This is a genomic window from uncultured Desulfovibrio sp., from assembly GCF_944324935.1.
Lineage (GTDB): Bacteria > Desulfobacterota > Desulfovibrionia > Desulfovibrionales > Desulfovibrionaceae > Desulfovibrio.
In genome coordinates, this window is sequence record NZ_CALUYG010000026.1 from 1 (window position 1) to 24999 (window position 24999).

25 protein-coding genes are annotated in these 24999 nt (G+C 66.6%); 7 read left to right on the forward strand and 18 right to left on the reverse strand.

Annotation, left to right across the window (positions count from 1 at the left end; translation table 11 throughout):
- The coding region (gene guaB, locus Q0J54_RS07450) for an IMP dehydrogenase (RefSeq protein WP_296304836.1) at positions 1 to 1262 on the reverse strand (1262 nt) is incomplete at its 3' end.
- A 374-nt stretch (positions 1263 to 1636) separates the two neighbouring features.
- Between guaB and Q0J54_RS07455 the strand changes: the two genes are divergently transcribed.
- From Q0J54_RS07455 to mutM, 6 genes are all read left to right on the forward strand, one after another.
- A complete protein-coding gene (locus Q0J54_RS07455; protein WP_296304837.1) occupies positions 1637 to 3217 on the forward strand; it encodes an outer membrane homotrimeric porin in 1581 nt (526 codons plus the stop codon).
- A gap of 233 nt (positions 3218 to 3450) precedes the next feature.
- Positions 3451 to 4983, forward strand: coding sequence for a signal recognition particle protein (gene ffh, locus Q0J54_RS07460; RefSeq protein WP_296304838.1), 1533 nt, complete (start codon positions 3451 to 3453; stop codon positions 4981 to 4983).
- A gap of 104 nt (positions 4984 to 5087) precedes the next feature.
- On the forward strand, positions 5088 to 5327 hold the full coding sequence (gene rpsP, locus Q0J54_RS07465; protein ID WP_296304839.1) for a 30S ribosomal protein S16: 240 nt from the start codon (positions 5088 to 5090) through the stop codon (positions 5325 to 5327).
- Between the two features lie 34 nt (positions 5328 to 5361).
- A complete protein-coding gene (locus tag Q0J54_RS07470) occupies positions 5362 to 5592 on the forward strand; it encodes a KH domain-containing protein (protein ID WP_296304840.1) in 231 nt (76 codons plus the stop codon).
- 7 nt (positions 5593 to 5599) lie between these two features.
- The gene (rimM, locus tag Q0J54_RS07475) at positions 5600 to 6139 is read left to right on the forward strand and encodes a ribosome maturation factor RimM (RefSeq protein WP_296304841.1); all 540 of its coding nucleotides are present in this window, start codon (positions 5600 to 5602) and stop codon (positions 6137 to 6139) included.
- Between the two features lie 561 nt (positions 6140 to 6700).
- Positions 6701 to 7564: a bifunctional DNA-formamidopyrimidine glycosylase/DNA-(apurinic or apyrimidinic site) lyase gene (mutM, locus tag Q0J54_RS07480; RefSeq protein ID WP_296304842.1), complete on the forward strand. Its 864-nt coding sequence runs from the start codon at positions 6701 to 6703 to the stop codon at positions 7562 to 7564.
- Between the two features lie 182 nt (positions 7565 to 7746).
- Here mutM and Q0J54_RS07485 read toward each other — a convergent pair whose 3' ends face one another.
- From Q0J54_RS07485 to Q0J54_RS07565, 17 genes are all read right to left on the reverse strand, one after another.
- Positions 7747 to 9462 carry a carbon starvation protein A gene (locus Q0J54_RS07485; protein ID WP_296304843.1) on the reverse strand — a complete coding sequence of 572 codons (1716 nt, stop codon included), beginning with the start codon at positions 9460 to 9462 and terminating at the stop codon, positions 7747 to 7749.
- Positions 9459 to 10052, reverse strand: a complete 594-nt coding sequence (locus tag Q0J54_RS07490; RefSeq protein WP_296304844.1) for a hypothetical protein — start codon at positions 10050 to 10052, stop codon at positions 9459 to 9461. The genes Q0J54_RS07485 and Q0J54_RS07490 overlap by 4 nt, the downstream gene beginning before the upstream one ends.
- Positions 10053 to 10054: 2 nt before the next feature.
- A complete protein-coding gene (locus Q0J54_RS07495) occupies positions 10055 to 10642 on the reverse strand; it encodes a cysteine hydrolase family protein (RefSeq protein ID WP_296304845.1) in 588 nt (195 codons plus the stop codon).
- A gap of 327 nt (positions 10643 to 10969) precedes the next feature.
- Positions 10970 to 13498 carry a ComEC/Rec2 family competence protein gene (locus tag Q0J54_RS07500; protein WP_296304868.1) on the reverse strand — a complete coding sequence of 843 codons (2529 nt, stop codon included), beginning with the start codon at positions 13496 to 13498 and terminating at the stop codon, positions 10970 to 10972.
- A 44-nt stretch (positions 13499 to 13542) separates the two neighbouring features.
- A complete protein-coding gene (gene smpB / locus Q0J54_RS07505; protein ID WP_296304846.1) occupies positions 13543 to 13998 on the reverse strand; it encodes an SsrA-binding protein SmpB in 456 nt (151 codons plus the stop codon).
- Positions 13995 to 15758 carry a phosphoenolpyruvate--protein phosphotransferase gene (gene ptsP, locus Q0J54_RS07510; RefSeq protein ID WP_296304847.1) on the reverse strand — a complete coding sequence of 588 codons (1764 nt, stop codon included), beginning with the start codon at positions 15756 to 15758 and terminating at the stop codon, positions 13995 to 13997. The genes smpB and ptsP overlap by 4 nt, the downstream gene beginning before the upstream one ends.
- A 2-nt stretch (positions 15759 to 15760) precedes the next feature.
- Positions 15761 to 16099 (reverse strand): HPr family phosphocarrier protein, encoded by a 339-nt coding sequence (locus Q0J54_RS07515; RefSeq protein ID WP_296304848.1) that lies wholly within the window; start codon positions 16097 to 16099, stop codon positions 15761 to 15763.
- Between the two features lie 3 nt (positions 16100 to 16102).
- Positions 16103 to 16852, reverse strand: a complete 750-nt coding sequence (locus Q0J54_RS07520) for a PTS system mannose/fructose/sorbose family transporter subunit IID (RefSeq protein ID WP_296304849.1) — start codon at positions 16850 to 16852, stop codon at positions 16103 to 16105.
- Positions 16853 to 16929: 77 nt separating this feature from the next.
- Entirely contained in the window at positions 16930 to 17796 is an 867-nt protein-coding gene (gene rsmI, locus Q0J54_RS07525; protein WP_296304869.1) for a 16S rRNA (cytidine(1402)-2'-O)-methyltransferase, read from the reverse strand.
- Complete coding sequence (locus tag Q0J54_RS07530; RefSeq protein ID WP_296304850.1) at positions 17735 to 18229, reverse strand: YraN family protein; 495 nt, start codon at positions 18227 to 18229, stop codon at positions 17735 to 17737. The genes rsmI and Q0J54_RS07530 overlap by 62 nt, the downstream gene beginning before the upstream one ends.
- The gene (locus Q0J54_RS07535) at positions 18226 to 18549 is read right to left on the reverse strand and encodes a hypothetical protein (protein ID WP_296304851.1); all 324 of its coding nucleotides are present in this window, start codon (positions 18547 to 18549) and stop codon (positions 18226 to 18228) included. The genes Q0J54_RS07530 and Q0J54_RS07535 overlap by 4 nt, the downstream gene beginning before the upstream one ends.
- Positions 18546 to 19262, reverse strand: coding sequence for a ribonuclease HII (locus Q0J54_RS07540; protein ID WP_296304870.1), 717 nt, complete (start codon positions 19260 to 19262; stop codon positions 18546 to 18548). Before Q0J54_RS07540 ends, Q0J54_RS07535 begins: the two co-directional genes overlap by 4 nt.
- Positions 19263 to 19487: 225 nt before the next feature.
- On the reverse strand, positions 19488 to 19835 hold the full coding sequence (gene rplS, locus Q0J54_RS07545) for a 50S ribosomal protein L19 (protein WP_296304852.1): 348 nt from the start codon (positions 19833 to 19835) through the stop codon (positions 19488 to 19490).
- 54 nt (positions 19836 to 19889) lie between these two features.
- Entirely contained in the window at positions 19890 to 21185 is a 1296-nt protein-coding gene (gene trmD / locus Q0J54_RS07550; RefSeq protein ID WP_296304853.1) for a tRNA (guanosine(37)-N1)-methyltransferase TrmD, read from the reverse strand.
- Between the two features lie 49 nt (positions 21186 to 21234).
- Positions 21235 to 21939, reverse strand: a complete 705-nt coding sequence (locus Q0J54_RS07555) for a 4'-phosphopantetheinyl transferase superfamily protein (protein WP_296304854.1) — start codon at positions 21937 to 21939, stop codon at positions 21235 to 21237.
- A gap of 122 nt (positions 21940 to 22061) precedes the next feature.
- Positions 22062 to 22631 carry an O-acetyl-ADP-ribose deacetylase gene (locus Q0J54_RS07560; protein WP_296304855.1) on the reverse strand — a complete coding sequence of 190 codons (570 nt, stop codon included), beginning with the start codon at positions 22629 to 22631 and terminating at the stop codon, positions 22062 to 22064.
- A gap of 199 nt (positions 22632 to 22830) precedes the next feature.
- A complete protein-coding gene (locus tag Q0J54_RS07565) occupies positions 22831 to 23889 on the reverse strand; it encodes a YeiH family protein (RefSeq protein ID WP_296304856.1) in 1059 nt (352 codons plus the stop codon).
- A 124-nt stretch (positions 23890 to 24013) separates the two neighbouring features.
- Here Q0J54_RS07565 and Q0J54_RS07570 point away from each other — a divergent pair, with 124 nt between their 5' ends.
- Positions 24014 to 24895, forward strand: coding sequence for a LysR family transcriptional regulator (locus Q0J54_RS07570; protein WP_296304857.1), 882 nt, complete (start codon positions 24014 to 24016; stop codon positions 24893 to 24895).
- The last annotated feature ends 104 nt before the right edge of the window (positions 24896 to 24999 follow it).

The following is a 24999-nucleotide window of genomic DNA, read 5'->3' on the forward strand; positions in this document are numbered from 1 at the left end:
CGATAGGGCACGCGGCCCACGATGCCTTCGGGCACGAGCTTCTTGCTGCGTTCCTGGAAGTAGCGGTCGGAGCTGCCGTCCTTCATGGCGTCGATGGAGCCCATGCCGCGATAGACCTTGTAGGTGCGGCCCTGGTAGAGGATGGTCTCGCCCGGGCTTTCCTCCGTCCCGGCAAAGAGCGAACCGATCATCACCGAATGCGCCCCCACCACAAGCGCCTTGACGATGTCGCCGGAGAACTTGATGCCGCCGTCGGCCACGCAGCAGAGATCCATTTCCCGGGCGGCGCGGCTGCCGTCCATGACGGCCGTCACCTGCGGCACGCCCACGCCGGCCACGATGCGGGTGGTGCAGATGGAGCCGGGCCCGATGCCCACCTTCACGGTGTCCGCGCCGGCCTCGAGCACGGCGCGCGCGCCTTCATAGGTGGCCACGTTGCCCGCGATGAGCTGGCAGCGGGGGAAGGCGGACTTGACCTTGCGGATGGCGTTGAGCACATTGACGGAATGCCCGTGGGCCGAATCCAGCACCAGCACGTCCGCCCCGGCGGCAAGGAGCTGCTCGGCGCGGGCGTCGCAGTCCTTGCCGATGCCGATGGCCGCGCCCACGCGCAGACGGCCCTTGTCGTCCTTGCAGGCATTGGGGTACTTCTGCACCTTGTCGATGTCCTTCATGGTGATGAGGCCGCGCAGGCGGTCGTTCTCATCCACCACCAGCAGCTTTTCGATGCGGTGCTCATGCAGATGGCGCTTGGACTCTTCGAGCGAGGTCCCCATGGGCACGGTGACCAGATTTTCGCGGGTCATGAAGTCGGCCACCAGCACGGAGGAGGCGTCCTCCACGAAGCGCACGTCGCGGTTGGTCAGGATGCCCACCAGCTTCTCGTCGTCCACCACCGGCAGGCCGGACACGCGGAAATCCGCCATGAGGTCGAGCGCTTCCTGAACCGTATTGCGGGAGGAGACCGTCACCGGGTCGAGGATCATGCCGCTCTCGCTTTTCTTGACCTTTTCGATCTCCAGCCGCTGCCGCTCCACCGGCATGTTCTTGTGGATGATGCCGATGCCGCCCATGCGGGCCATGCTGATGGCCATGGCCGATTCGGTCACCGTGTCCATGGCCGCGGACAGCAGCGGGATACGCAACGGGATCTCCGGCGTGAGATGGGTGGAAAGATCGACGGCATCGGGAGTGACCTCCGAATAGCCGGGGATGAGCAGGATATCGTCGAATGTCAGGGCCTTACCGCGATTGGTAAACATGGAGCGCCTCGCAATATGCTGAAATTGCAGGATAATTTTGAATGGAGTATCATATCTTCTCGCCGATGGGCTGTCAACGAGAAGCGGAGGGCCGTCTAGAGAGTTTTTAATGTGCTGATATGAAAAGAAGAAGGAAAAAAAGTAAAAATTTTTTTATCAAAACGGCATTTTTGCTTTGACACGGGCGGGAAGAGGGTTTAAAAATTTAAACACGAGGAGCTGATAAGGGCTGCCGCTGGCGGCCCGCCGAAGTGGGGACTTCGGGTCGGCTCAGGGGTTGTTCGTCCGTCATCTGCAGCGGGCGAACGATATGGGCCCGAAAGGGCGGGCCGCAAGGCCATCATCGCAGAAACCAAAGTTAAGGAAGGAAGATCATGAAGAAGCTTATGACTCTCGCTCTGGCCGCGGGCATGCTGTTCGGCGCCGCCACCGGCGCCAGCGCCATTGATTTCAAGGCCAAGGGCCAGTGGCTGTTCGGCTTTGCCGCCGCCAACACCAGCCTGACCTCCAAGGAAAACAACGCCCGGAGCGACAAGGAAGACGACTTCTCCGCCGTGCAGCGTATCCGCATGCAGTTGGATGCCGTGGCTTCCGAATCCCTGTCCGGTACGCTGTATTTTGAAATCGGCAACCAGTTCTGGGGTGACAACACCCACGGTGCTGGTGGCGGCGCCCTGGGCGCTGACGGCTCCAATGCCATCAAGATCAAGCGCGCCTACTTGGATTGGCTTGTGCCCAACACCGACCTGAAGTTCCGCATGGGTCTTCAGGGCGTGACCCTGCCCAACAAGGCCGGCGGCTCCGCGGTGATGGATACCGACGTGGCCGGCGTGACCGCCTCCTACACCTTCAACGAAAACGTTGCCCTGACCGCTCTGTGGGCCCGTCCCTTCAACGACAACTACTCCCAGGTGAATGACCCCTTCACGGGCAATCGTGTTCAGAGCAAGTACAACTACGACAACTTCCTGGACAACATGGATCTGTTCGCCCTCATGCTCGATCTGAAGTTTGACGGCGTGCAGGTCACCCCGTGGGTCATGTACGGCATGGCTGGCCGCAACTCCTGGGATGCGGTCGATGGCGGTCTCTGGAACGATGGTAGCCCGGACAAGACCCTGAACGTGTACCCCACCATGAGCCCGCTGGATCCCACCGGTCTCAATCGTGACAGCAACTTCAATCGCGGCAGCTATGTGTATGGCTCCATGTTCTGGGCTGGCCTGCCTGTGGCCATCACCCTGTGGGATCCGCTGAATATCGAATTCGACATCAACTACGGCTATGTGGAAAGCCAGGGCCGTTATGATGCCGTCAAGAAGTACACCGCCGGCTGGGGCCGCACCGTGCGTGGCAACACCGAGCGTCAGGGCTGGCTGGCCAAGGCCCTGGTGGAATACAAGATGGATTGGGGTGTGCCCGGCATCTTCGGCTGGTATGCCTCCGGTGACGACGGCAGCATCAAGAACGGTTCCGAACGTATGCCCTCCGTCGCTCCCATGGGCAACTTCACCTCCTTCATGGGTGACGGCAACCTGGGCTGGTGGCTCAACGACTACAACACCAGCTATGCCGGCACCTGGGGCATCGGCCTCCAGATCCGCGACATGAGCTTCATGGAAGACCTGAAGCACACCTTCCGCGTGGCTTACTGGGGCGGCACCAACAGCCCGTCCATGGTCAAGTACATGGATAGCGCCTACGCTTGGAACTACGGCGCTGGCATCGAAGGTCCTTACCTGACCACCAACGACGGTCTGCTGGAATTCAACCTGGTGAACACCTACCAGATCTACGAAAACCTGCAGCTCAACCTCGAACTGGGCTACGTGGTCAACATGATCGACCGCGACACTTGGAAGCACTCCGGCTTCAACTATGCTGGCGGCTACGGCAGCCAGTACTCCAAGCAGGATATGTGGAAGGCCCAGCTGGTCTTCGCCTACTCCTTCTAAGAGCGCATCTGCCTAGTGTCTGGGCAGTCCGGGGAGGGTCCTTGCGACCCTCCCCTTTGCGTATTTTCACGCGGTTGCCGACCGGCGCGATTCACGTTCCCGCCAATGGCGGAGAGCCCGGCTTGCGGCTTGACCAACGGCGGCAAACAGTCTAAGAACGAAAGTTCCGTGACTGCCGCCCGCTCCGCTTTGACAGCGGCGTCGTGTACCTTCTCCCTCTGTCAGAGGTGGCCATGTTCGAGAGCCTTTCCGACCGTCTTTCTTCCGCTTTTCGCAACCTGCGGGGGCAATCGCGCCTGACCGAAGAAAACATCCAGGCGGGCCTGCGCGAGGTCCGGCTCGCCCTGCTGGAAGCGGACGTCAATTTCAAGGTCGTCAAGGACTTTGTGGAAAGCGTGCGCGCCAAATGTCTCGGTCAGGAAGTTCTCAAGGGCGTGAGTCCGGCGCAGCAGGTCGTCAAGGTGGTTCATGACGAGCTCGTGAACCTGCTGGGCGGCGAAACGGCCCAGCTCGATCTTCAGGGCCGGGAACCCGCGGTCATCATGCTGGTGGGCCTGCAAGGCTCGGGCAAGACGACCTCGGCGGGCAAGCTGGCCAACCTGCTGCGCAAGCGGAAAATGCGGCCTTACCTCGTTCCGGCCGACGTGTACCGCCCCGCGGCCATCGACCAGCTTACCGTGCTGGCCCGTCAGCTTGACATGCCATGCTATCCTTCCACCGTGGACATGAATCCCGTGGACATCGCCCGGGCGGCGCTGGAAGAGGCACGGGCGCGGCAGGCGTCGGTCGTCCTGCTGGATACGGCGGGCCGTCTGCATGTGGACGAGCCCCTCATGGCGGAGCTGGGCGCCATCAAGGCCGCCGTGCAGCCGCGGGAGATCCTTTTCGTGGCCGACGCCATGACCGGTCAGGATGCGGTCACCGTGGCCGAGGCCTTCAATGAGCGGCTCGGCATCACCGGCGTGGTGCTCACCAAGATGGACGGCGATGCCCGTGGCGGCGCGGCCCTTTCCATCAAGTCCGTCACCGGCGCGCCCGTGAAATTCGTCGGTATGGGCGAAAAGCTGTCGGAGATGGAAGTTTTCCACCCCGATCGCATCGCCGGGCGTATCCTCGGCATGGGCGACGTGCTGACGCTCGTCGAGCGCGCTCAGGAAACCATCAACGCCGAAGAAGCCGAGGCCCTTGCCCAGAAGATGCGCAAGGCCAGCTTTGACCTTGAAGATTTCCGTACCCAGATGCGGCGGATGAAAAAGCTCGGCTCACTGGACAGCATCCTCAAGCTGATCCCCGGCCTGGGCGGGCTGCGCGAAAAGCTGGCGGAAATGAACGGGGCCGTTCCTGAAAAGGAGATGGCCCGCACGGAAGCCATCATCAATTCCATGACCATGGCCGAACGCCGTAACCCCGATATCCTCAACGGCAGCCGCCGCGCGCGTATTGCCAAAGGGGCCGGGGTAAGCGTACAGCAGGTCAACCAGCTCGTGCGGCAGTTCGAGCAGATGCGCCAGATGATGAAAGGCATGCTGGGCGGCGGCAAACCCAAGGGGCCTGCCATGCCCAAATTGCCGCGCGGCATGCGCCTGCCCGCCGGCATGGGGGGCATGGCGCAGGGCATGGGCATGCCCGGCATGGCGCCCGGCGTCGGCATGCCCGGCATGCCGGGGATGGGGCTGCCGCCCATGCCCGGCGGCGGGGCCGGCAAGAGCGCTGCCGCCAAAAAGCGCAAGAAGCGCGAGCGCCCGGCCAGGCGCAAGAAAAAATGACAGACGCCCGTCTGTTTCGGTATTGTCCGGCGGGAGCGGCCCGGCTTGCTCTTTTGCCCACCTCACGTTACAAGAAAATTATCATAACCAAGGGAGTTTGACTCATGGCCGTTAAGCTGAAATTGACCCGCATGGGCAGCAAGAAGCATCCGTTCTACCGCGTGGTGGCCGCCAACGACGAGACCCGTCGTGACGGTCGTCCGCTGGATTTTCTGGGCTACTACAACCCCATGACCTCGCCCGCCGAAGTGAAATTCGACGTCGAAAAGGTCAGGGAATGGCTCGGGCGCGGTGCGGAACCTACCGACACCGTGCGTGCGCTCATCAAGAAGCACATGGGGTAATTCCGTGCCTTCTTCCGGCGCGGGGGAGGTTCGTATGAAGGAACTTATTCTCTACATCGCCAAATCGCTGGTGGATAAGCCCGACGAGGTCCACGTCAGCGAAATTGACGGCGAACAGACCACAGTGCTGGAACTCAAGGTCGCCAAGGAAGATATCGGCAAGGTCATCGGCAAGCAGGGACGCACGGCCCGGGCCATGCGTACCCTGCTCAGCGCCGCTTCGACCAAGTGCGGCAAGCGTACCGTGCTGGAGATTCTGGAGTAACCGGCTCATGCCGCAATGGATCCACCTGGGTACACTGCTGCGCCCGCATGGCATCAAAGGGGAGATCTGCATGGAATGGTATGCGGACTCCCCGGCCTTGTTTGACGCCCCGCTGCGCCTGCAAGTGGGGCAACGCCCCCCCTGTCCCGTGCGTATCGTCAGCCACCGGCAGCACAAGGGCCGTCCACTCGTGCAGCTGGAGGGCATTGCCGACCGGACCGCCGCCGAGGCCCTGCGCGGCGCGCGCCTGCTCATCCATCACGACGATCTGCCTGAGCCTGACGAAGACGAGATCTATGTGGAAGATCTGCTGGGCTGCGCTGTCCTCCTTGCGGACGGCAGCCGTCTGGGGCGGCTCGACCATGTGGAATATCCCGCGCCGGACAAGGAGATCTGGAGCATCCGCACTGACGACGGCAAGGAGGTTCTCTTTCCCGCCGAAGCCTGCTTCATCGAGGGCTTTGACCTCAGCGACCCGGATGCGCCCACAGTGACCATCGCCCCGCCCCCCGGCCTGCTCGACATCTATCTGCACGATCCCGCCTGAAACGCCCCGTCCCTGCGGGGCGTCACCGTCAGAACCGGGGAAGGAGCCGTTGATGTGCTCCTCTTGCCGTTCCGCCTTCCTTGCAGATCCGCCTTTACCCAGCAACGCGACGCCTGTCGCCTCCGCCACCCCTCATGCCTGTTCCCCGGCCGCCCGGAAAACGGAATGCCCTGCGGAGCAAGCGTGCCGGCAAAACAGCATACGGCATGCCAGACCGTGCGGTCGCCGTGCGCGGACTTCTCATCCTGCCAAAGCATGCCGCCCCCCTTGCGCGGAAAATTGCCGGGCCCTGTGGACGCTATTGGTTGCCTGCTGGGGACAACGGGCTTTCATCCCCCGCCAGAAAACGTACTGCCTCCTGAGCAGGGCATCCTTCGGCGCAACGCTTCCGCTGATACGGACCCGGCAAAAATTTCACATACCGACGCGGTGTGGTGTGCGCTCCGTCTCCCGGTGCGGGAAAAAGACGGATGCGCCACAATGAAAAGCGCGGCAGGGTCGCGGCCGGGGCTTTTCTCGGGTACAACTGCATGCTAGGGTCAATAAAAAGAGGATGCCGCCATGCCCGAGCTGCCCGAAGTGGAAACCGTTGTCCGTACCTTGCGGCCGCAGGTGCTCAATGCCCGCATCATGGGAGTGGAGCTGCTGCGTCCATCCATCGTCCTGCCGGAGAGCCTGCCGCTGGATTCGCTGTGCGGCTGCCGCATCAGTGCCGTGGACCGGCGGGGAAAACTCGTCCTGCTGCGTATGCTGGCCGAAGGCAGCCGGGAAGGAGAGGGGCGGAAGCCGGACTATCTTGTGGTGCATCTGCGCATGACCGGGCGGCTCATGCCGCATCCGGCCGACACGCCGCCGCATGCGCACACGCGCTGCCTGTTTCATCTGGAGGGGCCGCGGGGAGCATCCGTGCTGTTCTTTGATGACGTGCGGGCCTTTGGCGTGCTTTTTGCGGCCACGGAGGCCCTGCTGGAAGGCTGGACCTTCTGGCGGGAGCTGGGGCCCGAACCGCTGGCCGTGCCGCCGGATGCGCTGGCGCGGCAACTGGCTCCCCGTTTCGCCGGGCGGCGCGGGGCCGTGAAGTCCCTGCTGCTGGATCAGAGCGTGCTGGCAGGCATCGGCAACATTTATGCGGATGAAGCCCTGTTCCGGGCCGGCATCGACCCGCGCCGGGCGGCAAATACACTGGATGCACCGGCGCTGCTGCGGCTTTGTCGGGCATTACAGGAAGTGCTGCGCCTGTCCATCGCCCAGTGCGGCAGCTCCATCCGCGATTACCGGGACGCCAACGGCAACGTGGGCGCGTTCCAGAACAGTTTTGCCGTGTATGGCCGTGGGGATGAGCCCTGCCGGATCTGCGGCAGGCCGCTGGAAAAGGCGCGCATCGCCGGACGGGCCACGGTGTTTTGTCCGCACTGCCAGCAGTAGGGCATTTCACCTTTTTCAAAAGTGAAACGCTTTAGAGCGGATCCGCAGGGGAATCGTGTCCGCTCTCCCTGCTGATGCTGCCCTCACACTACGGAAAAAGCGTGGTTTTTCCGTGTGTTCGGTTGCGGGTGGTCGCTCTCGCGACGACCAGAGCAATTCCACATCTTCAATGGGGGATTGCGCTAATCACGGGCACGGACGGCCCGTCGTCCGTGTCGTCCGCGCAGGGCCTGCCAGCCTTCCCAGACCAGCACCAGGGAGAGCAGGAGCAGCAGGACGGCGATGGCGACTTGCATGCCGGCCACAAAACCGCCCGTGCCGGCCAGCAGCCTGCCGCCCTGTTCCCGGATGGTCAGCAGCAGCGAGGTCAGCGTCACCAGCAGCATGAAGGTCATGGGCAGGAGGAACATGCCGTTGCGCCGGGCGAGGTCCTGCAGCCAGCAGGCCACGGCCAGCAGGGCCAGCGCGGCCAGCAGCTGATTGGCCGCACCGAAAAGGGGCCAGATCTTGGCGTAGCCGCCGAAGCCGAGGCTCATGCCCAGCACCACGGTGATAAGCGTGGCCACATATTTGTTGGTGAGCACGGCGCGCCAGCCGCGTACGTCCTTGCTGCTCTGTCCCGGAGCGAGCCAGAGTTCCTGGAACATGTAGCGCCCCAGCCGGGTGGCCGTATCCAGCGAGGTCATGCAGAAGGTGGACACCGCAAGGATGATCAGACCGTAGGTGGTGCGCCGGGCTTCGGCGCTGTCCAGTCCGACGCTGTCCAGCATCTGCGAAAGACCGTCGGCCAGCACCTGGGTAGGCGTCTGGCTGGTGAAGCTGTTGCCGTTCTGGGTGAAGATGTAGCCCACGGCGATGAGCGAGGCGATGCCCAGCGCGCTTTCGATGAGCATGGAGCCGAAACCCACCGGCAGGGCGTCGCGTTCGTTGTCCAGCTGTTTGGAGGTCGTGCCGGAGGCCACCAGCGAGTGGAAGCCGGAGATGGCGCCGCAGGCCACGGTCACGAAGAGCGCGGGAAAGAGGTATTGCCCGTTGACCACAAAGCCCGTGAAGGCGGGGAGTTCGATGACCGGGCTGGCGGCCACGATGCCGACGACGGCCGCCAGCATCATGGCGTAGAGCAGGAAGGAGCAGAGATAGTCCCGCGGCTGGAGCAGTATCCAGACCGGCGCCACCGAGGCCAGCAGGATGTAGATGCCGATGAGGATCATCCAGTCGTCGTAGCGCAGGTAGAGGGGGAAGCGCAGGCCAAGGGCGATGACGGCCACGATGCCGATGATGCCCAGCGCGGTGGCCCGGCCCAGCGGCATTTCCCAGCGGTAGACCAGCAGGCCGAAGAGCACGGCCAGCACCATGAAGAGCAGGGAGATGGTCGCCGTGGCGCCGTTGACCTCGTTGTGGACGATGACGCCCCTGCTGTCCGGGGTGAAGCCGTTGAAGGTCCCGGCCACGATGGAAGCAAAGGCCCCCACCACGAGGATGAGCGTCAGAAAGGAGAAGATGACGAACAGACGCTTGGCGCGCAGGCCGATGCTGCCGGCGATGACCTCGCCGATGGAGCGGCCCTTGTTGCGCAGCGAGGCGAAGAGCGCGCCGAAATCATGCACCGCGCCGAAGAAGATGCCGCCGATGACCACCCAGAGGAAGCAGGGCAGCCAGCCGAAGATCGCCGCCTGGATGGGGCCGTTGATAGGCCCGGCCCCGGCGATGGAGGAAAAATGGTGGCCCAGCACCACCGGCGCTTTGGACGGCACATAGTCGATGCCGTCGCGCAGCTCGTGGGCCGGCGTGCGCCGGGAGGGGTCGATGCCCCAGACCCGTGCCAGCCATTTCCCGTACAGGAAATAGCCGGCCGCCAGCAGGGCAAGGCCGCCGATGAGCAGGTAGAGTGCGTTCACTGTGGATACTCCGCCAAGTGAAAAAGAGGTTGCAGGGCCTTTTGTACCAGGGCAAGCAGGGGGCCGCGGGCGGCCGCATTGCCGGCATGCAGCGCCGACGCGCCGGCCGGCTGCGGGGGCGGCAGGCACACCGCGAGCGCCCGCAGTCGCATCCAGCCGCGCAGCCCCCACCAGAAACTTTTGCTGTAGCGGGTGCGTCGAACGGCGTCGGCGGCCTCGGCATCCAGCTCGTCGCACAGGACAAGGGCGCTCACATAGGAGACCATATGTTCATCATGCGGGCGGATGCGCTCCCTGCCCCGCGCCAGCGCGTCCTGAAGGATGGCCTGCCACTGCGGGACGTCCAGCCTCGCCGTCCTGTAGACAAAGAGATGTTCGTGGCTTTCCGCCGCCCAGAGGGTGACCTTTCGGGAGAGAAGGTAGCCCTCGCCGCGCTGATGGAAGGCGGCGCTGGCGCACAGGGGGCCGTCTCCGTTCTCCCGGCGGACGTCAAAACCGGCCCGCTCGCAGGTCAGCAGCAGGGCGGGAAGAGGGTCGCCGCCGGGCCGGCTGGCCGGGGGCGGCGGCAGCCGCGCCGGGGAAAGGTCCACCGTTAGATCCCCCCGAATCGCGGGAGCTCCGTCAGGGGCGGCAGATCGTTCAGGGCCAGACAGCGGATGCCCATGTTTTGCATATCGTGTATGTTGGCCTGCGCCACCTCGGGCGTCTGGGCCGAACAGGCGTCGGTCACCACGATGACGTCGTAATCCAGACTCATGCCGTCCACGGCCGTGCCGCGCACGCAGTTGGGATACTGGGTCCCGGCGACAAGCAGGGTATCCACGCCCAGCCGGCGCAGCAGCATGTCCAGCTCCGTCTGGAAAAAGGCGCTGAAACGGCGCTTGTGGACGATGTATTCTCCTTCTTCCGGCGTCAGGGCCGCCACGATCCGCGCGCCTTCCGTACCGGGCACGCAGACGCCGGGCCCGTCGCGAAAAAGATCCTGCCGTGATTTTTCCACATCGCTGCCGTCGCGGTTGTGCTGGCGGATGATGTGGATGACGGGCAGGCCCTGCGCCCGGGCCTGGAGCAGCAGGCGGCGGATGACGGGCACGCTGGGGGCCGCGCCGCCTACGCACAGGGGCGCGCCGGGCAGGACGAAGTCGTTTTGCATGTCGATGATGAGCAGAGCGGCGTTCATGGAAGCTCCCGGATTCGGAAAGAGTGGATGATTCAGGATATACCCAAGCCGGTCAAAGGACAAGCGGGGCCGGCATGAGCATTTTCCGCTCACGCTCGGCCGGGCGGCGCTGTGCCGCCGTCTCGCAGTTTGCCTTTTTCAAAGGGAAAATGCTCTCGGTCATGTTAACACTAGCTTTACAAAAAATTTCAATAGATAAAACGAATAAACCGTACACGCTCCGCTTGCCTTTGGGGGGCGTCGCGTTCCCCGTATCTTCCTTTGGTAAAAGCGCGCTGGGGAAGGGATGAGGGGCTTGGGGGCAGGGGAAGAGTGTTGACAGAGGCCCTAGCGGACAGGCCAGCGGACGGTGAGCTGCCCGTCCTCATCGGTGCGGCGCAGGGGGATGTCGTGCCGGGCGAGCCACTGCCGGAGCTGGCGCGAGGGGTAGCGGAAGCGGTTCATGAAGCCGCAGCTGACCAGCACCTCGCGCGGCCGCACCGCTGCATAAAAGGCGGGCAGGAAGCTCCCGGCGGAGCCGTGATGCGGCGCCACGAGCACTTCGGCCCGCAGGTCCTGTCCGCTGGCCAGCAGCTCGCGCAGGGTGGCCTTCTCCGCATCGCCGGGCAGCAGGAGGAGGCCGTGCCCGTGCCGGGAAAGGCGCAGCACCAGGGAGGCGTCATTGCCCGTCCAGCGCTGCTCATCGGTGCGGGGCGGATGCAGCACCTCCAGCACCAGCCCTTCGGCGGGATCGCCCAGCGGCAGGCGGTCGCCCCGGGCGAGCGGCTGGGCGGCAAACTGCCGGCGCAGGTCGTTCCAGAGCTCCGCCTGTCCGCCCCTGGCGGGACGACCGTTGTCGTAGAAGTTCTCCACCCGGAAGTGACGCAGGATGTAGGGCAGGCCGCCCATGTGGTCAAGATCGGGATGCGAACTGATGACCGCATGCAGGCGGGGAAGGGACGTATACAGCAGGACGGGGGCCACAAGCTGCCTGCCGGCATCGAAATGCTTGGAAAAGGAGCCCGCGCCGTCGATGAGCAGGCGCAGGGGCGTTCGTCCGGGGCCGTCGCCGGGCACGCGCAGCACAAGGGCCTGGGCCTGCCCCACATCCAGCATGTCCAGACGGATCTCCGGGAAAAGCCGCGCGGACAGCGGCGGCAGCAGCAGACTGCCCCCCAGCAGGAGCAGTCCGGCCGCCAGCGGGCGTCCTGTGCCGTGCAGGCGGAGGCGGCCCTCCGAGCGGGAAAGGATGCGGGCCAGCGCCGCCATGCAGAGCAGGACGCCCGGTATGGCCGCCCAGTGCGGGCGGGGCAGGGGCGGCGTGACCAGCATGCCCTGGGCGGTCAGCATATGCAGCCCGTCCATCAGCCACTGGGGCGGCAGGGCGGCCAGACTGAGCAGCGCGTGCGCCGCATCGGTCAGGCCGCACAGGGAGAGCGCAAGGCCGCAGGCCGCGGCGGGCAGGACGAAACAGCCCAGTACCGGCAGCCAGGGCAGGTTGAGGAAAAACCAGTGTCCGGCATTGCCGAACAACAACACATTGAGCGGCAACAGGACGAGCTGGATGGCAAGGGAGAGGAAGAGCAGTTGCGCCGCCCGGTGGCGCAGGCGGCGGACAAGGGCGCGGCAGCGGGCAAAGCGGGAGAGGGAAGGCGGCGCGTCGTCCGTCTCGTGCGGGGCGGGCAGCAGACGCCGCATGACCGGCAGGGCCAGACCGATGGCCAGCAGGCAGAGGGCGGAGAGTTGCAGGCCCGTGTCGAAGACGGCTGTGGGGGAGACGAGGCAGATGCCCGTCAGGGCCGCCGCCAGACAGTCCAGCGTGGTGTGCGGCAGATAGGGGGCCAGCCGGGCGAAGGGGCCCGCCTTGCGGCCGGTGAGGAAGAACAGGCTCAGGGTCAGGCAAAAGAGCATGCAGGCCGCCCGCACAAGGGAGGCCGGCGCATTGCCCAGCCAGAGATAGAGCAGAGCGGGCGGGCAGGCGGCCAGCAGGCTCAGGCTGGGCCGGGGACGCAGCAGGTAGAGGGATGGCTGGAGGCGGGCCGCCGCCAGCACCAGCCCGAGGCCCAGCAGGCCGGCCAGCGCCAGATGCTGCCCGGACAGGGCCAGACTGTGCAGCAGGCTGGCAGCGGCAAGCTCGTCGAGCGTATCGCGGGTAAGGAACTGCCGATCCCCGAAGAGCAGGGCCGTCAGGGCAGCCTGCCCCTGATGGGCGGTCAGCCAGCCGGTCCGTTCTTCCGCCGGGGCCGAACGGAGGGAGGGCGGCAGCAGGGCCAGCGAAAAACTGTCCAGCGCCGCCTGTCGCCAGCGTCCCGGGCGGGAGCCCGCGCCGTCGAACACGGCGGCGGCCCGGTCTCCCCGGCTCCACAGCCGCCAGTGCACGCCCTGGGCGCGCCACCAGAGGCTCCAGTCCTGCATGCCTTCGTTCCGCTGTCCATGTACGGGGCGCAGCGGGGCACGCAGGCAGGCCGTCTGGCCGGCGAGCGGGCGCTGTACGGGCTCGTCCCAGGTCCAGGCCACGAGGCCGGGCAGAGGAGAGGCCCCGGGGGAGCCTTCCGGGCGCACGCCCTCGAGGAGGATACGCAGGCGGTCGTCCGGCAGGCCGCTCACGCTTCGGATGCGGCCGCACAGCCGGGGGCGTTCCCGGGCCGGAGCGTCGGCAAGAGCGGCCGTGTGCCATGCGGGGGCGGGCGACGGCGTCAGAAGCAGGCGGGCGGGCAGGCAGCCGGCGGCGAAGAGCAGGAGGGCGAGCAGCGCACGGGCCGGATGCCGCCACGGGGCAAGCCGCGCATCAAGGAGAAGGAGGACGGCGAGCAGGAAAAGGCAGGGCGGGAACCAGGCCCCGCCCAGCAGCCCCAGCAGCCAGCAGAGCGCGTACATCTGCCGCACGGGGGGCGCCGGCAGCGGCGGGCGGCGCATGGCGGTCAGGCAAGTTCGCGGGCGGCGTCCCGCTCTTCGGCGCGGCGCTTGAGGCTTTCGCGGTGATCAAAGAGTTTCTTGCCGCGGCCAAGGGCGATCTCCATCTTGACCTTGCCATGCTTGAAATAGAGGCTCACCGGCACGACCGTCAGGCCCTTTTGTTCCACACGGGCGGCATACTGTCGGATCTCGGCGGCATGCATGAGCAGGCGGCGCGGCCGGTCCGGGTCCTGCGTCACATAGCCCGCATTGGCGTAGGGGGCGATATGCAGGGAGAGCACGAAGGCCTCGCCGTTGCGAAAGTCCACATAGCTGTCCAGAAAGTTCACGCGCCCGGCGCGCAGGCTCTTGACCTCCGGCCCGGTGAGGCTGAGGCCCACTTCCAGGAAGTCGGAGAGTTCGTACAGATGGCGCGCCTTCTTGTTGACGGCGATGGAGGCGGGGGAGGTCTTCTTGCTCATGGGCGGCTCTCGGCAAGGATGCTGGTGGTATGAAAGGAGAGTTCCGGGCCGAGAACGGCCTGAAGGCGTTCGCGCAGGATGCGCTGTGAGACGGAGACGTCCGTGCTCATAAGGACGCTGTGCGCCAGTTCGTCGCAGAAGCGGGCGTCCAGGCGGCGGATCATGTGCTTCATGCCGGAGATGAAGCGCGGCGACGCGGAGACCGAATCCACCCCCATGCCCAGCAGGATGGCCAGCCCGTAGGGGTCGGCCGCCAGCTCGCCGCAGACGGACACGCCGATGCCCTCGCGGTGGGCGGCGTCGATGACGCGCTTGAGGGAGCGGACCACGGCCGGATGCAGGGCCTCGGCCAGATGGGCCACATGGGCGTTGTTGCGGTCGATGGCGATGAGATAGTGGATGAGGTCGTTGGTGCCGATGCTGAAGAAATCGCATTCGCGGGCCAGCGTGTCCGCGATGAGCACGGCGGAGGGCGTTTCCACCATGATGCCCAGCGGCAGCCTGTCCGCGTGGGGCAGGCCCTCGGCCTGCAATTGCTGATGCAGCTCCTGCATGATGCGGCGCACGGCCAGGATCTCTTCCCGGCCGGAGATCATGGGCAGCATGATGGCGATGTTGCCCGTTACCCCCGCCCGCATGAGCGCCCGCAGCTGGGTACGGAAGATGCCCTGATGGCGCAGACAGAAACGGATGCCGCGCAGCCCCAGGGCGGGATTGGGCTCGCGCAGGGCCTCCTGGGCGGGCAGCATCTTGTCCGCGCCGCAATCCAGCGTGCGGAAGACCACCCGCTCAGGGGCGATCTTGCGGGCCACGCCCAGATATTCCGCGAAGAGGGCCTCCTCGTCGGGCAACTCCTCGCGCAGGAAGGAGAATTCGGTACGGTAGAGGCCGACGCCGTCCGCGCCGGTGGCCGCCAGATCGTCCACCTCTTCGGGGCGCTCCAGGTTGGCCTGTACGGCGGTCCGCACGCCATCGGTCATCTCGGCGGGCCAGCGGGCCTCCTTGCGGGTGCGTTCCTCCCAGGCGCGGTATTCGGCGCGGCGGCTTTCGTACTGCTTGATGTCCTTCTCGTCGGGATCGAGCAGAATGCAGCCCTTGAGGCCGTCCACGATGACGCGGTCGCCGTGCAGGGCCGTATTGAGCAGCCCGGTCACGCCCACCAGGGCCGGGATGTGCAGCCCGCGCGAGAGGATGGCCGTGTGGGAGGTGGGCCCGCCCTCGGCCGTGACCACGGCCTGTATGCCCTTGAAGTCCATCTCCATGACGTCGGCGGGCGAGAGGTCCTCGGCGGCCAGAATGGCGGCCTCCATCTCCTCGGTCTCCGTGCCGGCAAGGCAGGCCCGCAGACGCAGCCCCACGGCCCGGATGTCCTGGGCGCGGTCGCGCAGATAGGGGTTGTCCATGCGGCGGAAGATGTCGCACAGCTCTTCCACCGTGTTTTCCAGCGCCCAGGAGGCGCAGATCAGGTCTTTTTCGATGGCCTTGCCCGCCTTGTCCAGCAGCTTGGGGTCGCGGGCCAGCTCGATCTGGGCGGCAATGACCTCCCGGTATTCGGCCATGTCGTCCGGGACCTTGTCCCTGGCTTCGCGCAGGGCCTCGCGCACGCTGGAGGCCGCATCGCGCAGCATGGACTGTTCCTTGGCGATCTCGCGCGGGCTGATGCGGCGGCGTTCGATAAGACGGGTATTGTGCTTGAAGCGCAATTCGCCGATGGCGATGCCGGGAGAGACCGGCGTTCCGAAAAGAAGAGCACGCGGCATGATCAGTCTCGCAGGCTGTCGAGGCAGGTGGCCAGGGCTTCCAGCGCCTGCCGGGCGTCGCTCCCGCTGGCCAGCAGGGTGATGCGGGATTCTTCCGGCAGCGCCAGGGAAAGGATGTCCAGCATGCTCTTGGCATCGGCGCTGGCGTCGTCGCTGCGCAGGGAGATGTCGGCCGTGAAGCGTTGCGCCTCCTGCGCCAGCCGGGCCGCCGGCCGGGCGTGCAGCCCTCCCCGCAGACGCAGGGTCAGGGGAAGGGCAAGACCTTCCGGGGTTTCCTCGATGCTCATGCTCATGGTGTCGTCACCGTCCTGTGGCGTCCCCCCCGGCAGGGGGGCAGCCATATCTTATACGCCCAAAAGGCGTTCGTCCATGAAAATCAGCGTGCACAGCAACGCCAGCCAGAGGATAATGCGCGGCAGCCGCCAGCGTCCCACGACCCAGGAGGCCGCCAGGACGGCCGCCACGCTCAGGATGCCGAAATCCCACGGCGAGAGCGGCGCCTCCCGCGGCGCGAGCTGCCAGAGGATCAGGGTGATGAGCCCCGCGTTACAGAACTTGATGCGCCCCGCCCAGTTGATGAGATCAAGCCGCTTGAGCCCGGCAAGGCCCGCAATGCCGTATTTGAGCGCATAAAAGAAGGAGCAGCAGCGGAAGGCCAGCAGGGCCAGGAAGAGCAGACCGGTGACCAGCAGGGCCGGCGTGATGCAATCCCCCACCAGCAGGGCCACGCAGAGCAGCGCCCAGCAGGGCAGGAGCGCGCCTTCAAAAAAACCGTCGCCGATGGCCGACAGGGTGCTGCCCAGGGTCTGCCGCACCACGGGGACCGTGGAGCCGGGCAGGGAACCGGCCGCGATGAGACTTTCCAGCGAAAGCACCGTCCCCACATAAAAGGGCAGCATATAGGGATGGGTGTTGCTGTGCACCAGATACCGCGACATGGCCTCGGCGCGCCTGTCCTGATCGGGGTAGAGGTGGCGCAGGGCGGGTTCCAGCACATAGAGCTGTCCCATGAGCTGCATGCCACGGGCCGTGACGCCGGCATTGACGAGCAGCGTCCGGGCAAGACAGGCAAGGGCGGTACGTCTGGGCAGCATAGGGTCTCCGGCGGCGGGCAGCGGCATCCGCGCGGGGCCGGCGCGCCATGACCGGCCGCCGGCAAGGCTTTGTGCCGTCAGGAGCGGTCAGCTTCCCCGGCGGCATCGTCCGTCAGCAGAGCATAGAGTTCCTTGACGCTCCAGCCCGTCAGCAGAGCATGAGCCTGCCGGGCCAGTTCCTTCGGCCGGACGCCATGCCCGGCCGAGGCCGTCAGACGGCGCAGGCAGGCGCGGGCTTCCGCCGGGTCGGCGCGCAGCGCGTCTTCCGGCGGGCCGAGGATGACCGTCACCTCGCCCAGCAGATCCGGCGAGAGCTCCGCGTGGTTTTCCAGCCGAAAGAGTATAAATTCCTCGTGCGTCTTGGTCAATTCCCGGCAGATGGCCGCCTCGCGCGGGCCCAGCAGACCGGCCGCCACGGCGAGGCTGGCCCGCAGCCTGTCCTTGCGTTCGAAGAAGACCAGCGAGCCCGGGGTGCGGGCAAAGGCGACGAGCGTCTGCCGGCGTCCCGCATCGTCACGCGGCAGGAAGCCCAGGAAGGTGCAGGGCAGAGGCGGCAGTCCGGCAGCGCTCAGAGCCGCCACGGGCGCGGACGGCCCGGGCACGGGCGTAACGGCGATGCCCTCCGCCCGGCAGGCCCGCACCAGCCGGTAGCCGGGATCGGCCATCAGCGGCGTGCCGGCGTCGGAGACCAGCGCCAGTTCCGCGCCCTCGCGCAGGCGGCGCAGGGCCTCTTCCTGCCGGGCCTGTTCGTTGCGATCATGGAAGCTGACCAGCCGCCGTGCCGTCAGGCCGCACTGGCTGAACAGCAGGCCCGTACGTCGCGTATCTTCGCAGAGCACGGCCTCCGCGCGCTGCACGACGTCGCGCGCACGCGGGGAAAAGTCACCAGGGTTGCCAAGGGGTGTGGCCACGATCCACAGCCGTCCCGGCGTCGTCGAGGGCAAAGGCATGGGGGATATGCTCCAGATGCAGAGAGTTCGGCCCGCGGGCCGTTACGGTCACGACGTCAAAGCGGCAGGGCCGTGACCAGGCCTCCTCCGCCGCAAGCCAGGCCCGCGCGGCCCGTATGAGGGTGCGGCGCTTGCGCGGCGTCATGGCTTCGTCAGGCCGGGCCAGGCCGTCGCCGCGGCGGCTCTTGACCTCCACGAAGACCAGGGTGTCGCCGTCCTGGCAGACGAGATCCAGCTCCAGCCTGCCCTGCCGCCAGTTGCGCGCCAGCACGGCAAGGCCCTTGCCCGTCAGCAGGCGGGCGGCCGCCTCCTCCCCCTGCCGTCCCAGCAGGGCGCTTGCGGCGACGGTCTCCGCTCGGGCCGAATGGGCGTCCGCCGGCGGGGCTGACGCGGCACGACGGCAAAGGCGGCGCAGCAGGGCCTTCATGGCCGGGCAGCCCCGTCCGTTCCCGTGGCGGCGCCGGCTTCCGCCGGGGACGGCGCGTCATCCGGCGCGGGCCCGCCAGCTGCCGCCGCGCGTCGGGCGGCCATGCGCGCCTCGCTGGCGTCCAGCAGCTCTTCCAGCGGCACGGCCACCCCGTCCCAGGGGGGCAGCGGTTCGCGCCCGTCAAAGGCAAATTCGTTGTCCGTGAATTCGCTGTCCGAAAATTCGTGAGAAAGACGGGGACGCGGCACGGCACGCGGTCGCCGCAGCAAACGCCCCAGACCGCCGAAGATGCCGCCGGGCCGCGGCGCGCCGGGCCTCACAGCAGGCTCCCCTGTACGGCGGCCTGACTCGTCCGTCCGTCTCCTTCCGTTCCCGGCAGGACGCCGCGAAAGGTCAGACGGTGCAGCGGGCAGGGCCCGTGCGCCCGCAGGGCCGCATAATGATCCGCCGTGCCGTAGCCCTTGTGCCGGGCGAAGCCGTAGGCGGGCCAGCGCCGGTCCAGCGCGGTCATCAGCTTGTCCCGCTGGGTCTTGGCCAGGATGGAGGCCGCCGAGATGGCCGCCTCCGTGGCGTCGCCATGCACGACAGCCCGCTGCCGGGGCAGGCCGGACGGCGTGAGGCCCTCGTGCGCCAGGGCCTGGCACAGGCGTTCCGGGGGAAGGGTCTTGTTGCCGTCGATGAGCAGCAGGGCCGGCAGGGGGGCATGTCGCCCCAGACAGGCGACAGCGCGGGACATGGCCTCGAAGGTGGCCTGCAGGATGTTGATGGCGTCGATGCGACGCGGCCAGACCATGCCCAGCCCCCAGGCCAGCGCCGCACGCCGGATGAGCGGGGCCAGCGTATCGCGCTGTCGTTCGCTGAGCGCCTTGGAGTCGTCCAGTCCCGGCAGGGAGGCTCCCTCCGGCAGGATGACGGCCGCCGCCACCACAGGCCCGGCCAGACAGCCGCGTCCGGCCTCGTCCACGCCGGCGATGCCGGACGCGGGCGGCGGATGTCCGTCCAGGCCCGGCAGCAGGGGGGCGTCTGCCGGCATGCCCGGACGCAAGGAGACGCCGGGCCGGGAGGGAGCGGGGGCAGCGTGTCGAGTCATGGGCGGGGCCTCAGGAAACGGACGGCGTTTCGTGCCTCAGCGGGGGGATGCGGTCGGGCCCGCATCAGCGGAGAGTACGCAAACACAACGACCTTACCCGGGCTCCCATGACGGAAGTCCAGGTAAGGTGGAAATGCCGGCATTCCCCGGATCGGGAAACGTCCGTGATCAGAAGCGGCCGCGGGGCTTGATGCGGGCCGCCTTGCCCTTGAGGGCGCGCAGGTAGTACAGGCGGCTGCGGCGTACACGACCCTGCGTGACCACTTCCACATGGTCGACGAAGGGGGAATGCAGAGGGAAGATGCGTTCCACGCCCACGCCGTCGGACACTTTGCGCACCGTGAAGGTCGCGCCGGTGGTGCCGCGCTGCAGACGGATCACATTGCCCTGGAACACCTGGATGCGTTCCTTTTCGCCTTCGACGATGCGCAGATGCACCTTGACCGTGTCGCCGGAGCGAAACGCGGGCATATCCATGCGCATATTTTCCATTTCGATCTTCTTGATGATATCCATGCCTCTACTCCTTAGATATCCGCAGCCGCGCCGGCCGCCGGTAAAAACTGAGGGCTAATCGTAGTCGCCCAGAATCCTGTCGGCCAGTATGGCGGCCGCGCTTCGCACCGAAAGGTGATTGTCGCTCAAAAAACGCACGGGGCGCACCATGCCGTCGCTGCGGGCCAGCACTTCCGGGGCCAGCCCGCGTGCCGTCCCCAGGCAGAGTATGACCGGGCCGCGTCGGCATGCCTCCCGCACCTGACGCGGCGTCAGCAGGGGGACGCGGCTTTTCTTGTCCGGCCAGGCTGCCGAGCTCGTCAGCAGCAGGGGGCGTACGCCGCATTCCTCTTCCCGTTGTCGCAGCGCCTCGTCCAGTGAGGCGGCTGGCCGCACCATGTCCAGGGCGCGCGCCCTGTCGCTATGGCATTTGCGCCCCTGTTCGTCCGTCCAGTGGCGCAGGATGGCCCGCAGCAGCTCCAGCTGATCCTCCAGCGGGGTAACCGCAAAGAAGGGCCCCATTGCATAGCTGCGCGAAATCCGGGCTATATCGTGAATGTCCAGATTTGTCAAAGAAGAAGTGCCGGAATTTTTTGCATCCAGCATGACCGGATGATGCAGCAGGCAGAAGGAGAGGTTGCGCCCGGCCCGCTCGCGCGGCAGGCTGCTCAGAAAGGCCGCATCCTCGCGGGTCAGCGGCGCTTCCGCCAGCAGGTCGGGACGCTGGCGCAGAGTGGCCTTCAGGGCTCCCTCACGCCGCCAGCGGGCGATGCGGGCGTGGTCGCCGCTGCGCAGCACTTCCGGCACGGGCAGGCCTTCCAGCACTTCCGGGCGGGTATAGTGCGGGTACTCCAGCAGCCCGTGGGAAAAACTCTCGTCCTCGCCGGATTCCTCCCTGCCCATATAGCCGGGCATGAGACGGGCCACGGCCTCCAGCACGGCCAGCGCCGCGCATTCCCCGCCGTTGAGCACGGCCTCGCCCACGCTGACCGGCTCCAGGGGAAAGAGGTCGTTCAGGCGGGCATCCAGCCCTTCATAGCGGCCGCAGATGAGGGTGATGTCCTCCTCTCGCGCCAGCTCCCGCGCCAGCGCCTGGGTAAGGGGCCGTCCCCCCGGCGACATGAGCAGCAGACGCCCCGGCGAGGGGATGGAGCGCAGCGCGGCGGCCACGGGCTCGCCCTGCATGACCATGCCGGGCCCGCCGCCATAGGGGCGGTCGTCCACATGGCGATGTTTGTCCGTGCTGAACTGGCGCGGATCGTGTAAAGTGCAGGTCACGATTCCCGCCTCCCGGGCGCGGCCCATGAGCCCGGCCTCCAGCGGCGAGCGGAAAAATTCGGGAAAGAGCGTCACGAGATGGAAACGCGGCATGGGCGCAGAGTGCCGCAAATACGGTCCGCTGGCAAGAGGGGGCGGTCGTTCAGTGGTGCTCCCGGCCGTGCCGGGGCGGTCGCAGGCCGGCTGCCGTCAGCAGGCGAAAGGCGGGCCGCAGCGGGCGCGTGCCCGTCAGGGCGAGCCAGTGCCCCGGGACAGGCAGCGTCCGCCAGAAAAACGTCCGTTCCCGCCAGTGCAGAACGCCCCGGCGCTGCCCGTGGCGGCCGCAAGGGATGCAGGCCGGCGGGCAGTCCAGTCCCGTACCCGCGGCCTTGGCGAGGCTTTCCTTGAGCGTCCAGCAGCGCAGGGCTTCCGCGGCGGGCAGGGGAACGTCTCGTCCCCGTCCGTCAGGAGCGAAGGCCGTTTCCGCTGGCGGCGGGCTGGACAGGCTTTCGGCATCCAGCCCGAGGCGGGCGTCTCCAGCCGGCGTGACCAGCAGGGCGGCAAAGGCCGCCTGTTCGCTGTGACTGAAGCAGACGCCCCAGTCCGGCAGGCAGGCTGCGCCGTTGGCCTGATGTCTCAGGAGGGGCAGCCAGATGTCCGGCTCCGCGCCCGCGTCCGTCAGGCAGGCGGCCAGCGCCAGCCGCGACAGCCAGCGCGAGCAGGCGGCGCGTGGCTGCCGGAAGGCCGCAAGATGTGCACGCTGGGCGGACGAGAGCAGCGGGGAGAGCTCCGCCGCAAGCAGAGTCGTCAGTTTCCGGCAGGCACTGTCCGTCGCGGGCAGCGGGCAGCAGACGATATGGACGGTCACCTCCGCGTCGGGAGCGCGGGCAGGCAGGAGGGGGGCGGTGTGGACGGTCAGCCGGGGGGAGGGCCCCCCCCTCGCCTCGCGCGGGAGGGGTTCCTCTTCCCCCCAAAAAGTAAAAGATAGCGTCAGCAAGTCTTGCTCTCGTCCTGTGTCGCCAGTTTTTCGCGCAGGCGTTGCAGGGCGTTTTCGTGGGCCTGGCGGGAGGCGTCGGAAAAGCAGACGAGGCGTATCTCCTGCGGGAGGCTGTCCTCCGGGCGTTCGGCCAGGAATTCGGCGATGGTCCGCACGGCCACGGTGGCCGCCATATCGGCGGGGTAGCCGTACACGCCTGTGGAAATGGCCGGGAAGGCCACCACCCGGCAGGCGTTGTCCGCCGCCAGCAGCAGGGACGAGCGGTAGGCCGAGGCCAGAAGTTGCGGTTCGCCTTCAAAGCCGCCGTGCCAGACGGGCCCCACCGTATGGATGACGTAGCGCGCGGGCAGGCGGAAGCCGGGGGTGATGCAGGCCCCGCCGGTGGGGCAGCCGCCCAGCGGTCGGCAGGCCTCGAGCAGTTCCGGCCCGGCGGCGGCATGGATGGCTCCGTCCACGCCGCCGCCGCCCAGCAGGCTGGAATTGGCGGCATTGACGATGGCGTCGACGTCTTCCCGGGTGATGTCACCCTGGACGATGTGGATATGTTGCGGGACGTTGCGCATGGGGAGCCTCCTGTTTCCGTGCGGGACGCGTGAGCCCCGGACTGCCGGGACCGTACGCCTTGAGATGGGGGCAGCATAGCGCCGTGAGGGCCTTCCTTCAAGACCGGGGAGGCGGCTGCGATCATGCGGGGCGGAGACAAAAAAGGAAAGGATGCCGGGGGCGGCGTCCTTTCCGGGGAGTGAGGGAGTCGTGAAGCCCTTATCCGATGAGGAAATTGGCGGCGAAGTAGCCTCCCGTCGCCAGCCAGACGGCGAGGATGCCGGCCAGCAGGAAGGGTTTGGGGCCGACCTTGCGTACTTTTTCCAGGCTGGTTTCCATGCCGAGGGCGCACATGGCCATGGTCAGGAGGAAGACGTCAAAGGCGTTGATGGCGTTGACCATGCCGGCGGGGATGATGCCCAGCGAGTTGATGCCGATGGTCGCCACGAAGAGCACGGCGAACCAGGGGAAGCTCTTCATGTGGGAAGCATTGCCTTCCGCGGTCCGTTCGCCGCTGCGGACGGCGGCGCGGCGCAGCCAGAAGCCGAGGGCGACCAGCAGGGGGGCGAGCATGATGACGCGCATCATCTTCACGATCACCGCCGTATTGCCCGCTTCGGGGGAGATGGCCTGACCGGCGGCCACGGCGTGGGCGACCTCATGCAGGGTGGCACCGGCAAAGGCCCCGTAGACGTCGGCGGACATGGGCAGCAGGCCGTGGCTGTAGAGCAGGGGATAAAGCAGCATGGCCAGCGTGCCGAAGACGACCACCGTGCCCACGGCGATGCTGCTTTCATGGTTTTCGGCCTTGACCACGGGTTCGACGGCCAGCACGGCGGCGGCGCCACAGACGGAGCTGCCCGCGGCCGTCAGCAGGGCCAGCCGGCGGGGCAGGCGGAACACCTTGATGCCCAGCCACGAGCCCATGAGGAAGGTCGTGCCCAGCATGAAGGCCGCCAGCGCCACGCCCCTGAAGCCCACCTGCGCCAGATCCTGGAAGGTCAGGCGGAAGCCGTAAAGGACGATGGCCAGCCGCAGCAGCGACTTGGAGGAAAAGAGGATGCCCGGCTTGAGGTAGACGGGCATATGGACATGCAGGGTGTTGCCGTAGCACATGCCGACCACGATGCCGACGATGAGCGGGCTGATGCCGAGAGCGGTGAGGAAGGGCAGATCCACGAGATGGAAGGCCACGCTGGCGAAGAGCGCCACAAAAACCAGTCCGTTGAGCAGTTGCACGTTGCGGTCATTGCGGAAAGCCTGTACGAGGAATTTCATGGTAGCTGCCCCTTTGGGGATGTTGGTGAATGTCATGGCCTTGTGGTAGCACCCCCGCGTGCCGGGAACAAACGGATTAAATTTTTCGGTTCGACAACTTTTTCTTATTGATCGGGAAAACAGCATGACCCTGAGGCATATCGAGGTGTTCCTGGCGCTGGCACGCAACCCCAACATGCGGGAGGTGGCCGAGCTGCTCTGCGTTTCGCAGGCGGCCGTCTCCTCGGCGCTGCGCGGCTTCGAGGACGAGCTGGGCAGCCGTCTCTTCGTGCGGGTGGGGCGGGGGCTGGTGCTCAACGAAAAGGGCAAGCTGCTGGAAAAGCGCCTTGCGCCCATTTATGCCGAGCTCAAGGGCGTTCTGGATCTGACCGCCTACGCCACCCTGGCGGGCAGCCTCAAGATCGGCGCGTCCACCACGCTGGCGGATTTCGTGCTCCCGGTCATCCTTTACGATTTCCACAGCAGTCATCCCAATGTGCGCATCGGCTGCGAGTCCGGCAATACGCACGACATCCTTCATGGTGTGGAGGACGGCGTGCTGGATGTGGGTTTTGTGGAAGGACAGGTGCAAAGCCTCGTCCTCAATGTGCGGGCGCTGGCCGAGGAGACTTTGCTCGTGGTGTCCGGCGACAGGGAGAGCGCCGCCGGGCCGCCGGTCTCCATCCATGAACTCATGCGGCGGCGCTGGCTCCTGCGCGAGCAGGGATCGGGCGCGCGCGAGGCCTTCCTTGCGGCCATCACGCCGCTGGGACTGCGGCCCACGGATTTTCTGGAGTTCAACCATTACGACCCCATCAAGATCCTGCTGCACAAGCCCGGGACGCTGGCCTGCGTCTCGCGGCACATCGTGCGCCGCGAGCTGGAGGCCGGCGAACTCTGGGAAGTGCCGCTGGCCGACATCCGCTTTACCCGCACCTTCTATCGTGTGGAACACAAGGACAGGCAGGCCTCCCCACTGGTGGAGGTGCTTTCCGACCGCATCCAGGCCTATCTGGAGCAGAAGTAGCGGGATACAGGAAAATAAGACGCCGTTTCACAGGGAAACGGCGTCCTGGAGCGTGTGGATGCGCTCCGCGGCGTGCGGGGAGGAGGGGCTCTCCAGCAAGGCGC